Source organism: Chromobacterium sp. FG89 (genome assembly GCF_057808735.1).
On the sequence record NZ_JBMDIQ010000008.1, the window covers coordinates 106,974 to 119,814 of the forward strand.

At 64.2% G+C, this 12,841-nt stretch carries 11 protein-coding genes; 1 reads left to right on the forward strand and 10 read right to left on the reverse strand.

Going from position 1 to position 12,841, the window contains the following annotated elements; all coding sequences use genetic code 11:
* Positions 1–490 precede the first annotated feature (490 nt).
* Positions 491–1,873 (reverse strand): amino acid permease, encoded by a 1,383-nt coding sequence (locus ACODRW_RS10210; RefSeq protein WP_235084993.1) that lies wholly within the window; start codon positions 1,871–1,873, stop codon positions 491–493.
* A gap of 513 nt (positions 1,874–2,386) precedes the next feature.
* Here ACODRW_RS10210 and ACODRW_RS10215 point away from each other — a divergent pair.
* Complete coding sequence (locus ACODRW_RS10215) at positions 2,387–3,115, forward strand: glycine zipper 2TM domain-containing protein (protein WP_488905672.1); 729 nt, start codon at positions 2,387–2,389, stop codon at positions 3,113–3,115.
* A gap of 119 nt (positions 3,116–3,234) precedes the next feature.
* Here the strand turns inward: ACODRW_RS10215 and ACODRW_RS10220 are convergent, their stop codons facing one another.
* The 9 genes from ACODRW_RS10220 to bioF form a co-directional block, all read right to left on the reverse strand.
* Positions 3,235–4,092: a sterol desaturase family protein gene (locus tag ACODRW_RS10220; protein WP_235084995.1), complete on the reverse strand. Its 858-nt coding sequence runs from the start codon at positions 4,090–4,092 to the stop codon at positions 3,235–3,237.
* A 122-nt stretch (positions 4,093–4,214) separates the two neighbouring features.
* On the reverse strand, positions 4,215–4,868 hold the full coding sequence (locus ACODRW_RS10225; protein WP_107797795.1) for a glutathione S-transferase family protein: 654 nt from the start codon (positions 4,866–4,868) through the stop codon (positions 4,215–4,217).
* A gap of 90 nt (positions 4,869–4,958) precedes the next feature.
* Complete coding sequence (locus tag ACODRW_RS10230; protein WP_107797794.1) at positions 4,959–5,858, reverse strand: patatin-like phospholipase family protein; 900 nt, start codon at positions 5,856–5,858, stop codon at positions 4,959–4,961.
* Between the two features lie 15 nt (positions 5,859–5,873).
* Positions 5,874–6,419, reverse strand: coding sequence for a GNAT family N-acetyltransferase (locus ACODRW_RS10235; RefSeq protein ID WP_488905673.1), 546 nt, complete (start codon positions 6,417–6,419; stop codon positions 5,874–5,876).
* A gap of 4 nt (positions 6,420–6,423) precedes the next feature.
* Positions 6,424–7,326 (reverse strand): malonyl-ACP O-methyltransferase BioC, encoded by a 903-nt coding sequence (gene bioC / locus ACODRW_RS10240; RefSeq protein ID WP_107797792.1) that lies wholly within the window; start codon positions 7,324–7,326, stop codon positions 6,424–6,426.
* The gene (bioH, locus tag ACODRW_RS10245; protein ID WP_488905674.1) at positions 7,323–8,087 is read right to left on the reverse strand and encodes a pimeloyl-ACP methyl ester esterase BioH; all 765 of its coding nucleotides are present in this window, start codon (positions 8,085–8,087) and stop codon (positions 7,323–7,325) included. The genes bioC and bioH overlap by 4 nt, the downstream gene beginning before the upstream one ends.
* Before the next feature lie 24 nt (positions 8,088–8,111).
* The gene (locus ACODRW_RS10250) at positions 8,112–8,741 is read right to left on the reverse strand and encodes a class I SAM-dependent methyltransferase (RefSeq protein WP_107797790.1); all 630 of its coding nucleotides are present in this window, start codon (positions 8,739–8,741) and stop codon (positions 8,112–8,114) included.
* On the reverse strand, positions 8,731–11,580 hold the full coding sequence (locus tag ACODRW_RS10255) for a bifunctional diguanylate cyclase/phosphodiesterase (protein WP_488905675.1): 2,850 nt from the start codon (positions 11,578–11,580) through the stop codon (positions 8,731–8,733). Before ACODRW_RS10255 ends, ACODRW_RS10250 begins: the two co-directional genes overlap by 11 nt.
* A 72-nt stretch (positions 11,581–11,652) precedes the next feature.
* Entirely contained in the window at positions 11,653–12,807 is a 1,155-nt protein-coding gene (gene bioF, locus ACODRW_RS10260; protein ID WP_488877223.1) for an 8-amino-7-oxononanoate synthase, read from the reverse strand.
* Positions 12,808–12,841 lie beyond the last annotated feature (34 nt).

Here is a 12,841-nt window from a genome sequence, read left to right on the forward strand (position 1 = left end):
GCGCCTCCTGCCGATGGAAAGCTGTTTACGATCAGCGGCGCGCGGCGATGCGGCTTTGAATCCGGCTTGGCATTGCTCGTGCGCCATGCGCGCATTCCGCTTTCTCAGCCGCAAAACCTTGTCTCGCCCCAGCTCGCGCAATCGTAAGCAGGCTCTCTTGTGAATGGGACGGTATTGCTTCATCAATGCAGCAAGGCCCTCACCACCCGTCAATCAGACAAAAAGTCCAAAAAGCAAGCAAGACATCCTTATTACATACATCAACTTCAAACAAACCACGTTCAGACTAAACAAAATACGACAAAATGTCAAAAACCTTTTTCAAACCATCTGGTGATGATCCATAAGACCATCATCAGCACTAAGCAAATTAGACAATAAGTCTAATTAAATGCAAGTCGAGGAGACGGACCGCGCGGGGCAAAAAGCAGGGCCGCCCGGATAAGGCGGCCCTGCCGATACGCTCGCTGCGCGAGCGTCGTGAAAACACTCAGGAGGTCTGGCGCACAGGCTCCGCCGCCGGCGCGCCCTTGGCTTTGGCGCGATAGCCCACCCACAACAGCCCCAGCCATATCGGCAACACATAGACCGATACCGCGGCGCCCGGGGTCAGCAGCAGGATCAACAGAATCATCGCCATGAAAGCCAGGCAGATCCAATTGGTCAGCGGGAACCAGAAGGACTTGAACACCAGTTGCTCGCCGGCTTCGACCTTGGCGCGGCGGAACTTCAAATGCGTCAGGCTGATCATCGCCCAGTTGGTCACCAGCGCGGCCACCACCAGCGACATCAAAATGCCCAAGGCCTCGCCCGGCAGCACATAGTTCAGGATCACGCAGGCGAAAGTGGCCAACGCCGACACCAGGATCGCCGGCACCGGCACGCCGCGCTGGTCCACCTGCATCAAGGCCTTGGGCGCGTTGCCCTGTCTGGCCAGGCCATACAGCATGCGGCTATTGGCGTAAACGCTGCTGTTGTACACCGACAGCGCCGCGGTCAGCACCACGAAGTTGAGCAGATTGGCGGTCAGCCCGGAGCCGATTTGCTGGAAGATCATCACGAAGGGGCTGCCGCCGGACGCCACCTTGCTCCATGGGTACAGCGACAGCAGCACCACCAGCGAACCGATGTAGAAGATCAGGATGCGGTAGATCACCTGGTTCACCGCCTTGGGAATGGTGGTGCGCGGGTTATCCGCCTCGGCCGCGGTCAGGCCAATCAGTTCCAGGCCGCCGAAGGAGAACATGATCACCGCCATCATCATGAACAGGCCGCTGAAACCATGCGGGAAGAAGCCGCCATCGCTCCACAGATTGCTGAACGAGGCTTGCGGACCGCCGGTGCCGGTCAGCAGCAGGTAGCCGCCGAACAGAATCATGGCAATCACCGCCACCACCTTGATCAGCGCGAACCAGAACTCCGCCTCGCCGTAAACTTTGACGTTGGCCAGATTGATGCCGTTGATACAGACGAAGAACACCAGTGCCGACACCCAGGCGGGGACATGCGGCCACCAATACTGGACATAGGCGCCGACGGCGGTGAGTTCCGCCATGCTGACCAGGATGTACAGCACCCAGTAGTTCCAGCCGGACAGGAAGCCGGCGAAATCGCCCCAGTAACGGTAGGCGAAGTGGCTGAACGAGCCGGCCACCGGCTCCTGGGCCACCATTTCGCCCAACTGGCGCATGATCATGAAGGCGATCAGGCCGGCGACGGCATAACCCAGAATCATGGACGGACCGGCGGCCTTCAGCACGCTGGCCGAGCCCAAGAACAGGCCGGTGCCGACCGCGCCGCCCAAGGCGATCAATTGGATGTGGCGGTTTTTCAAACCGCGCTTCAAACCGGCTTCGGTGGAGATATCAGTCAAGGCTGCCCCCTAAAATCATCATTTTCCAGCAACATTAATACCAACAGCATGACAATTCAGGCAAGCCGCTTCGTTTCTGTTGCAAACATCAACAAGCTGGACATTAAGCACTCATGCTCGCCTCGCGTCAAATGAAGACATTGGATTTTTATGCCTTAATAGCGTCATATATTGGATACAATGAAATTAAATTCGATTATTTAAACAAAAACTTTGCTCTAATTGCTCAATTACCTGCAGACTACTGCAAATTTCTGCCACGCTCCCCATCGCGGGGCCCAGCATGCCAATTTGCATATAAGCAAGCGTTCACTCGCTGATATATTGATTTAAATCAAATTGCTAGCGCCGCTGCAACATCGGAGTCCCCGCCGCAAACGCTAACGATTCGCCACTTTTAGTAACAAATGGAAAACATTTGATTTGCAACTGTCTGCCACCATGAAGTGTCTGAATTTCATCTCACTCATCATGATTACGGCCGCATAGACGGCCCGCTTTTGGAGACGAACCATGAAACAATCCTTGTTGATCGCCAGCGTGCTGGGCGGCGGCATCGCGCTCGGCGGCCTGGGCGTGGCCGGCTATCAAGCCGTGAAATCCAATCCTCAGACCGCGGCCGCGCCGCAGCAAACCACCAGCGCGCCGGCAACCGCATCCGCCGCGGTGGCGGTGCTGCCGCCCGCCGTGGCCTCCGCCCCGGCGGTCGTCGCCGCGGCCGCGCCCGTCGCAGCCGCCCAAGCGGCCAAGCCGGCGGAGAAAACCGCCGAACCCAGCGCGCCGGCCAAGCCGGCCGCTCCGGTCCACGCCACCCATGCCCGCATCCTGGCGGTGACGCCGATCAAGGAAACCGTCAATGCACCCAAGCAGGTCTGCCATCAGGAGCAGGTCACCCATCAGGCGCCGGTCCAGGATCAAAACCGCATCGCCGGCTCGGTGATAGGCGGCGTGATCGGCGGCGTGCTGGGCAATCAGGTGGGCGGCGGCAACGGCAAGAAGGCCGCCACCGTGATCGGCGCGCTGGCGGGAGGCCTGGCCGGCAACAAGGTGCAGGAAGGCATGCAGCAACGCGATCAGGTCAACAGCACCCAGACCATTTGCAATGAAGTGAACGAAAGCAGCGAGAAGGTGGTCGGCTACGACGTCAAGTACTCGCTGGACGGCAAGACCGGCACCGTGCGCATGGACCGCAAGCCCAAGGGCAAGACCTTGCCGGCCAAAAACGGCAAGGTGCTGGTTTAGCATCCTGCTGTAGCGTTGCGCCGACTGGCTCAGCGCTGACGCTGATGCTTGCTAGCCACGCAGGCTGGCAAGACCATGCCATGCAAAAGCGGACCTCCCGGTCCGCTTTTTTCATGCCCTCAGCGCCAGCGCGCCGCGGCCGCCTCCGCCTCTTCCGGCGGGCCGAACAAGACCGTCCAGCGGTCCTTCCAGTTGGGCGCGCGCCAGGCTTCCCGCAACATATCGCGCCATTCCACCACGCTGACCCATAGCGGATTGAAGCTGTTCACCGGCTTGACCGTGCCGTAGTCGCAGGGATCGTCGGCGCTTTCCTCCACATAGGTTCCGAACAGGCGGTCCCAGACCACCAGCACGCCGGCGTAGTTGTGATCGATGTAGCGCGGATTCTTGGCATGGTGGCCGCGATGGATGGACGGGGTGTTGAGAACGTATTCCAGCCAACCCAGCTTGGGGCAGGCCTGGGTATGCACGAAGAACTGGAAGGCCAGGTTCAGCAACACCACGCCGACCACCTGCTCCGGCGGAAAGCCCAGCCAGGCCAGCGGCAGCCAGAACGCCCACATGCCGGCCAGCGGATACATCAGGCTCTGGCGGAAGGCGGTGGTGAAATTCATCCGGGTGGAGCTGTGGTGCACGCTGTGGGCGGCCCACAGCCAACGCACGCGGTGGCTGACGCGATGGAACCAGTAATAGAGGAAATCCTGGCCGATGAACAACAGCAAGAAGCTGAGCCAGGAGTCGGAAAATTGAAACAGCCGGTGTTCTTGGTAAATCCACGCGTACAAGGGCAGCGCCAGCACCCAGGCCAGCTTGTCCGCCCCCTGGTGCAGCAAGCCCAGACAGGCGCTGCACACTGAATCGCGCCAATCGTACAGACTGAGCCGGCCCTGCCGGCGCAAATGCCACAACTCGCCGGCGACGAAGGCCAGGAACACCGGCGCCATCGCCAACAACAGCAGCTGAATATCGAACTTCATCACGGCCTCCCGCTTGGGCAAGGCGTTTGCGTCAGGGGCAAACACTTGATTGGAGTTTGAGCTCTATAATTACTCAAACGCCGAATGCCGGCAAGCGGGTCGGTCCTGTCCTGCGGTTTATCCTATTGCTGCTGACGCGCGCGGAACGCGGTCAAGGACGCCTCACGCTCGCTCCAGGTCCGGCTCACGCTCTTGCGGGCGGACAGGCGCTGCAGATAGGCGTCGCGATCGGGGAAGCCGGCGGTCAGGTCTTCGCCCAGCAAGGCCTTGCTCATCTGCTCCAGCGCCGGCAGGACGCAGGCGGCGCCGATGTCGGCGCTGCTGAAATCCTCGCCACAGGCCCAAGGGCCGTAATCCAGCAACTGGGCGCAGGCGGCCACGCCGCGGGCGATCTGCTGACGCGCGGCGTCGATCGCGCCCGCTTCCAGCGGGCTGCCGAACAGCCAATGGCGGTATAAGGGCAGCGCCGGCATCAGCACGTACAAATCCAGCATCGCGCTCAGCTGGCGCGCGTGGGCGCGGCCGTTCGGCGTCGGCGGCAGCAAGGAGGCGGTGGGATAGGCGTCCTCCAGCCATTCCAGGATCACCGATGACTCCGCCATGGCGTGGCCGCCCACTTCGACAAAAGGAATCTTGCCCATCGGGCTCTTCGCCAGCAGTTCTTCCTGCTGCGAAGGGGCGGTGAGGATTTCTTGGAAGTTGACGCCCTTTTCCAGCAAGGCGATTTTGACCTTGTTGTAATAAGGGGACAGCGCAGCGCCGTAAAGCTTGATCATTCAGGTCTCCAGGCAGGCCGGGCCTGCGGTTGCTGATGGAAGGCGGCCGGCCATGCTGCAATGCAGGGCCAGCCCGGCAGCATTATGCCATTACTTATTCATGGCAACGGCTTTTTGCTGCAGCAATTGCCTGATCTGCGGCAGCGCCGCCTGCGCGGCGCGCTCTCCTTCCAGAATAGCCTGATGACGCGCGTCGAATTGAGCGGATCCGATATTCTGCACTTGCGGGCGGATCACCACGTCGGCCTGCTTCAGTTCTTGCGCCAGCGCCGGCCCGTTCATGATGTTCAGGCTCTGATCCAGCATGGACAGAAAGCCGGTGGCGGCGCCCTTGCGCGGCCGCGCCGAGATATCGACGGCGATGACGAAGTCCGCGCCCATCTCGCGCGCGGCGCTGACCGGCACCGGGCTGACCAGGCCGCCGTCCACATAGCTCTTGTTTCCTATCTTCACCGGCAGGAAGACGTTGGGAATGCTGGCCGAGGCGCGCACGGCCTGGCCGGTGTTGCCCAGGCGGAACACCACCTTGCGGCCGCTGTCCAGTTCGGTGGCCACCGCGCCGAACGGCCGCGGCAATTGCTCCATGGTCTTGTTGGCCACCTGAGCGTTGATCCAGTTCTGCAGTTTCTCGCCCTTGATCACGCCCTTGCTCGACAAGGTCCAATCGGTCAGATTGGATTCGTCCAGTTGAATCGCCCGGCTTTGCAGCTGCATGCCGCTGAGGCCGGAGGCGTACAGACTGCCGACCACGCTGCCGGCGCTGGTGCCGGTCACCAGATCAGGCGTGAGGCCAGCGGCTTCCAGCACCTTGATCACGCCGACGTGGGCAAAGCCCTTGGCCGCGCCGCCGCCCAGCGCCAAGCCTATCTTGGGCTTAAGCGCCGGCTTGGGCGGCTGCGCCGCGGGAGGGGAGGACAAGGTGGAACAAGCCGACAACAGCGCGGCCATGCCCGCCAACAGCCAGGGGCGGAGTGTGTGTTTGCTCATCATGATTTCATCGGGCTTTCAGGCATCGGCGGTGGTTGGAACCGCCCCAACGGGCGCGCAGTCCAGCATCACATAGTTCAGATGCCGCGCGCCCTCCAATTCGAAATGGCATTCGCCGTGGACGGTCATGCCCAGCCGGCGGTAGAAGGCGATCGCGCGCTCGTTGCGGTGCCACACCGTCAGCCACAAACGCGCGGGTTCGGGAAGGGCGAGCGCCCATTGCCGCGCCGCTTCCAGCAAACGCCGGCCCAGGCCCTCTCCGGTGCGGCTTTCCACCAGGTAGATCCTGCACACTTCCACGGTGGGGAAGTCGCAGCCTTGGCAGGGGCTATCCAGCTTCATCAGCGCGTAGCCGAGCAGAAAGCCGTCTTGCTCCATCGCCAGCAGATGATGCGAGGGGCTGGCGATCAGCGCCTCGAAATTGGCCGGCGTGAATTCGCTCAGCACATAGTCGGCCATGTCCCGGCGGACGCCGTCGGTGACGTAGGTGCTCAGCCACACTTGAATCGACAAGGCGGCCAGGCAGCCTGCATCCTTGGGCGCGGCCAGGCGGATGGTCGACATCGTCTTAGTCCGGCCGCTTCTTGACGAACTCGATCACCTGGCGGCCGTCCTCGCTGAATTTGGCCAGCTTCTTGTCGCCGCCCTTCCAAGCGTGGCCGTACACCACCTCGTAGGTGGCCGGCAGCTTGCCGTCGCGGCGCAGGCTCTCGTAGGCCGCCTCCACCCGCTGCCAGGCGTGCTTGCCCATCAGGCCGCGGCCGCGGCCGCTGGTGGCGTTGTGCGCGCCTATGGCCTTCAGGTCCGCCATCACCTCGCGGGCGCGGCCGTAGGTCAGCACGATTTTCTCCATGTCCATCACCGGCTCGGCGAAACCGGCCCGCATCAGCGCGTCGCCCAGATCGTGCATGTCGATGAACTGGTTGACGTGGGTGGCGCGGTCCACGCCGGCGAAAGCGCCGCGCAGCTCATGCAGGGTGTCGGGGCCCAGGGTGGAAAACATCAGCATGCCTTCGGGCTTCAACACGCGGCGGAATTCGGCGAACACGCTGTCCGGCACATTAACCCACTGGATGGTGAGGCTGGACCAGATCATGTCCACGCTGGCGTCGGCCAGCGGCAGGCGCTCGACGTCGGCCACCACCTGCCACGGCAGGCTGGGGCGGAACAGTTTCTTCAACAGGCCGTCGCCGCTTTGCTGCTTAGCGCGCGAGGCTTGCAGCATCGCCTGCGCCAGATCCAGCTCCACCACGCGCGCGTCCGGGTAGCGGGCGCGCAGCTGGGCCGAGCCGTAGCCGGTGCCGGCGCCGGCGTCCAGCACCACTTGCGGCTGAAACTTGATGTAGTCCAGCCGCTCGGACATCCGGTCGGAGACTTCGCGCTGCAAGACCGCGGCGGAGTCGTAACTGGCGGCGGCCTTTTCGAACGAGGCGCGCACTCGCGCCTTGTCGGTGTAAAACGCTTCAGTCATGCATGGGCTTCCAAATGCTGGGCAAGCGCGGCGACGAATTCGGCTTCGTGCGACAGAAACGGCGCGTGCGACGCTTGCGGAAATTCATAAAGCCGGGCGTCGCCCAGCGCGTCGGCCAGCCAACGGCCGGCGCCTATCGGGGTGATGGCGTCGCGAGCGCCGTAGAACAGGCCCGCCGGGCAGTGAATGCGTCCGGCCAGCGCGCGCGCGTCCGCCGTCAGCAGCAGTTCCAGCGCCGGCAACAGGCCTTGCGGCCTGCCGTGGGCGAACAAGTCCGCGCGCAAGGCCTTCAGGGTGTCGCGCGCCGACGGCGCGCCCATCATCTGCAAGGCGAGAAAACGCTCCAGCGTCTGTTCGAAGGCGCCGTCCAGGCTGGCGGCCACCGCTTCGATGGACTTGCGCTCCTGCGCGTGCGGCCAGCTGTCGTCGCGCACGAAGCGCGGGCTGGTCGCCACCAAGGCCAGGCTTTTGATCTTGTCCGGATGGCGAGCGGCCCAGTGCTGGGCGATCAAACCGCCCAGCGACCAGCCCACCAATTGCAGCGGCAATGGAAAGGCCTGGTCCAGCAGATCGGCCACCGCGTCGGCGTCGAAGGAGGCCAACGGGGCGGAAGCGCCGTGACCGGGAAGGTCGACCAGATGCACGCAATGACTGGCGGCCAAGCACGCCGCCACGCGGCTGAACACGCCGCCATGCAGGCCCCAGCCGTGCAACAGGACCACGTCCGGGCCTTGGCCCAGCGTTTCAACAAACAGACTCATGGACGACCAGATGGGGTGAAACCTTCATTTTCGCAAGATCGCGATGCGAAAGAAACCACCTAGTCCGGCATCTTCGTCATGAACCTTGCTCAAACGACAAGCCGCCAGGATATCTTCCAGCCGGCGGTTGATATCGGTGGCGATCGCCCGCGACAGCAGATTGCCGGCGCTGCGCAATAAGGACGGCCGCCGGCCGTCGGGCAGGAATTTGTCGAACACCGCCGCTCGGCCGCCGGGCTTGAGCACGCGCTCCACTTCGCGGATGCAGGCTTGCGGGTCCGGCACCACCGCCAGCGCCAGATGCAAGACCACCGCGTCGAAGCTGGCGTCGGGAAAATCCAGCGCCTGCGCGTCCATCACCCTGGCGTCCACCGCCATGCCCAGCGCCGCGGCGTGGGCGCTCAGCCGCTCCAGCATGCCGTCCGAGATGTCGATGGCGGCCACATGTCGGCAACGCACCATGAAATCCAGATCCAGGCCGGTGCCGGCCGCCACCAGCAGGATGCGCTCCTCCGGCTGCGGGTTGAGCAGGGCGATGGAGCGGCGCCGGCGCGCGGCGAAGGCCTGCGCCACCCGGTCGTAGACCGGCGCGTACAGATTGTAGCGCCAGCGGTTGAACGCCAGCGGCCAACGCCGCCATCCGCTAGCGCTCACTCTGGAACTCCTGCCGGAAGCGGGCCAGCCGCTCCCAGTCCACGCCCTCCGCCGGCGCCGGGGCGGCGAAGTAGAAACCCTGCAGCTTGCCGCAGCCCATTTTTTTGAGCATGGCCAGCTGGGCGGCGGTCTCCACGCCCTCGGCCACCACCTCCAGATCCAGCGCCTTGGCCAACGCCAGGATGGCGCGCACAATGGCAGCCGACTCCTGGGTGCGGTCAAGATCGAAGACGAAGGACTGGTCTATCTTCAGCACGTCGAAACGATAGCGGTGCAGATAGGACAGCGCCGAATAGCCGGTGCCGAAGTCGTCCAGCGCCAACCTCACGCCCAGTTCATGCAGCGCGTGCATCACGGTGGCGGCGATTTCCGGCTGATCGATCAGCGCGCTCTCGGTGATTTCCAGGTGCAGCGTCGCCGGCGGCAGCCGGTAATGCCGGATGCGCTCTCCTATCCAGGCCGCCAGTTCCGGATCGTGGAAATGGGCCGAGGACAGATTGATGTGCAAGGCCACCTCCGGCCCCACCCGGCCCTGAACGCGCCACACGCTCAATTGGGCGCAGGCCGCGTTCAGCATATAGCGGTCCAGCCGGGTGATCAGCCCGCTTTCCTCGGCGATGGGCAAAAACAGGCCGGGCGAAATCAGGCCGCGCTGCGGGTGCTGCCAGCGGGCCAAGGCCTCGAAGCCCACCAGCTCGCCGCTGTCGCCGTCGATGAAGGGCTGGAAATACGGCTGCAGCTGCCCCTCCTCCTCCAGCGCGCGCCGCAGTTCGCTTTCCATCGCCAGCTGGTCCGCCTGATTGATGCGCAACTCGTGGTTGAACAGGGTATAGCCCTGCCGCCCTTGCTGTTTGGTGCAATACATCGCGTGGTCGGCGTCGCGCAGCAGATCGTCGGCCTTGTGGTAATGCTCATGGTCCGCCAGCACCACGCCGACGCTGGCGGTGGAGAACACCTCCCGCCCCGCCAGGATCACCGGCCGTTCGAACTCGCTGACGATGCGCTGGGCGATGCGCTCGCAGTCGCCGCCGCCGTCCATGCCGAACATCAGCACCGCGAATTCGTCGCCGCCCAGCCGCGCCAGGAAATCGTAATGACGCAGGCAGGAGCGGATGCGCGCGCCGGCCTCGAACAAGAGGTGGTCGCCGGCCAGATGGCCCAGGGTGTCGTTGACCAGCTTGAAGCGGTCCAGATCGATGAACAACACCGCGAAGCGTTCGCCGCCGCCATTCGCGTACGCCTCCCAGGCCCGGCGCAAAGCCTTGGAAAAATAGCTGCGGTTGGGCAGCTTGGTCAGCGGATCGTGCAGGCTGTCGAACTCCAGCTGGGCATTGACCGCGTCCAGCTCGCTGGTGCGCTCGCGCACCCGCTGCTCCAGTTCCACGTAAGCGGTTTGCAGGCTCTCCAGCGCCTTGACCCGGGTCAGCGCCGCGCCGATGTGGTTGGCGACGAACTCCAGCACTTCTTGGTCGCGGAAGTTGTAGACCACGTCGTCTTCATAGCTTTGCACCGCCAGCACGCCCAGAAGATCGGTGCCGCAATACAGGGGCACGCCCAGCCAGCTCTTGGGCCGGGGCAGTTCTTCGTCGGCGTCCGGCTGGCGGTTCTGTTGCGAATAGGGATCGATCAACAAGGGCCGGCCGCTGTGCAGCACCTGTTCGACGAAGCCCTTGCCCGGCCGGTGCGGCTTGAGCGGCGGCGCGTATTCGTCTGCGCAATAGGGGAAGCTGATGCAATCCTCGGTCTGGTCGTACAAGGCCACCAGGCAATTGCGCGCCGGCACCATCTCGGCCAGCAAGCGGTGCAGGCCGCCGAGAAAGGCCTCCAGCGACAAGCTGGTATTGGACAGTTCCGCGATCCGGAACAAGGCGCCCTGGAAACGCTCGGCGCGCTTGCGCTCGGCCACCTCGGCGCGCAGCCTCGCGTTGGCGCCCTCCAGCTCGCTGGTGCGCAGCCAGACCTGACGCTCCAGCTGGCTGCGGTGCAAGACCCGCTCCAGCACGAAGCCGACATGGCGGGCGGCGAACAGAAACAACTGCTGCTCGGCCGAGGTCAGCGGCGTTTGATCCTCGTACAGCTGCAGCACCACCGCGCCGATGACATGGCCGCCGGCATTGGCCAGCGGCGCGCCCATCCAGCTGGCCGGCAACAGCCCTTGCCGGCTCAGGCCCTCCTGCTGACACACTTCCAACAGGCGCTCCCGGCTCAGCACCACTGGCTTGCCCCCGCGTATCAACCAGGCGGTCAGGGACTGGGCGTGGCCGCTCAGCGGGAAAATGGCGTCGCTGGCGGGCGGCGCGGGATCGCGCTGGTCAATGTAGAAGGGAAAGTGGATGACCTGGGCTTCATCGTCGTACAGGGCGATGTAGAAGTTGCTGGCGTCCATCAGCCGCATCATCTGCCGGTGCAGGCCGGGCAATACCTGATCGATGGTGCCGCACTCTTCGGCCAGCTGAGAAATATCGAACAAGGCCTCGTTGGCCTCGCGCGAGGCCACCTGCTCCGCGCCCAGCCGCGCGCACAGCAGATGGGCGCACAGCAAGGCGGCGGACGGATTCAACGCCGGACCGGCGTCGCCGCGCCACACCAGCCAACCCAGCACTTGCTCGCCGGCGCGCAAGGGCATCGCCTCGCAGCCGGCGTCCAGCCTGTCCCCGCTCGCCAGCGCTTCCGCGCCGGGCAAGGCGTCGGCGTCGCCCAGCGCGGCCAAAAGCTGCCAAGCCGCCCCCAGCTGCCGCCAGACCGCGGCAACGCGCACCCCTCCCTGCTCTTGCAGCAGAGACAGCGCCATAGCGGCGGCCTGCTCTGGCGTCGCCAGATATTCAGCCATGCTCTTCATGTGATTATCGTAGTATGAGTTAGCTGGAAAATCCGGCCATGCCGGCGCGCCCCTCCCCATGGGCGCGTCGGCTCAGGACGCCGCGGCGTGCTGAATACAGGACAGCAGGCGCTGCAAGTGTTCCGGCTGGTGCATGGCCGACAAGGACAGACGCAAGCGCGCCGTCCCTGCGGCCACCGTGGGCGGGCGGATCGCCGGCACCCACAAACCTTGGTCGCGCAGACGGGCGGCCAAGGCCAACGCCTGTTCATCGCCGCCTATGATAAGTGGCTGAATCGGCGTTCGGGAAGCCCCTGCGGAGTATTTGGACTCGGATAGTCCGGATTTGATGATTGCTATCGATTCGCGCAAGCGCGCGCGCCGCTCGTCGGCCTCGGCGATCAGGCGCAGGCTGGCCAAGATCGCACAGGCCAGCGCCGGCGGCTGGGAAGTGGTGTAGATATAGCTGCGGGCCGCATTGATCAGCCATTCCACCAGATCAGCGCCGCCGGCGATGAAGGCGCCGGCCACGCCGGCGGCCTTGCCCAGGGTCGCCATGTAAATCAGCCGCGGGCTGGACAAGCCGTGCTCGGCCAGCGCGCCGCGGCCCTCGCCCAGCACGCCGAAACCATGGGCGTCGTCCACGTACAGCCAGGCCTCGTAACGCTCGGCCAGCGCCAAGAGCGCGGGCAGCGGCGCTTCGTCGCCGTCCATGCTGTACACCGACTCCACCGCGATCAGCTTGGTTTTGGCGTCGGACTCGGCCAGCAAGCGCTCCAGCTGCGTCAAATCGTTGTGATGGAAGCGTTTGAACTCGGCGCGGCTCAGCCTACAGGCGTCGTTCAGCGAGGCGTGGTTCAGCCGGTCGGCGAACACCGCGTCGCCGCGATCCAGCAAGCTGCTGACAATCGCCAGATTGGCCGCGTAGCCGGAGCCGAACAATAATGCAGCCGGCTGGCCGACGAATTCCGCCAGCGCCTCCTCGGCTTCTTGCTGCACGCTGAAGTGGCCGGCCAGCAGATGCGATGAACCGCCGCCCACTCCCCAACGCTCGAGACCCTGCTGCGCCGCGCGCACCAGGGCCGGGTGATCGGCCAGCCCGAGGTAATCGTTGCTGGCGAAAGAAACATAGGAACGTCCGTCCACCACCACTTCAACCCCCTGCGGGCTGTCGACGACCGCGCGTTGGCGGCGGCGGTGGGTGGCGGAAAGATCCATCAGGGCGGCAGGCAGGTCTTGAAGGCGCATATCGGCTCGAAATATCCCGTGTAAAGGGCTTGGC

Excerpts from the sequence above, each read along its gene's own strand:
- ACODRW_RS10215 (WP_488905672.1), top strand. The coding sequence starts at position 2,387 with ATGAAACAATCCTTGTTGATCGCCAGCGTGCTGGGCGGCGGCATCGCG.
- ACODRW_RS10220 (WP_235084995.1), bottom strand. The coding sequence starts at position 4,092 with ATGAAGTTCGATATTCAGCTGCTGTTGTTGGCGATGGCGCCGGTGTTC.
- ACODRW_RS10225 (WP_107797795.1), bottom strand. The coding sequence starts at position 4,868 with ATGATCAAGCTTTACGGCGCTGCGCTGTCCCCTTATTACAACAAGGTC.
- ACODRW_RS10230 (WP_107797794.1), bottom strand. The coding sequence starts at position 5,858 with ATGATGAGCAAACACACACTCCGCCCCTGGCTGTTGGCGGGCATGGCC.
- ACODRW_RS10235 (WP_488905673.1), bottom strand. The coding sequence starts at position 6,419 with ATGTCGACCATCCGCCTGGCCGCGCCCAAGGATGCAGGCTGCCTGGCC.
- bioC (WP_107797792.1), bottom strand. The coding sequence starts at position 7,326 with ATGACTGAAGCGTTTTACACCGACAAGGCGCGAGTGCGCGCCTCGTTC.
- bioH (WP_488905674.1), bottom strand. The coding sequence starts at position 8,087 with ATGAGTCTGTTTGTTGAAACGCTGGGCCAAGGCCCGGACGTGGTCCTG.
- ACODRW_RS10255 (WP_488905675.1), bottom strand. The coding sequence starts at position 11,580 with ATGAAGAGCATGGCTGAATATCTGGCGACGCCAGAGCAGGCCGCCGCT.
- bioF (WP_488877223.1), bottom strand. The coding sequence starts at position 12,807 with ATGCGCCTTCAAGACCTGCCTGCCGCCCTGATGGATCTTTCCGCCACC.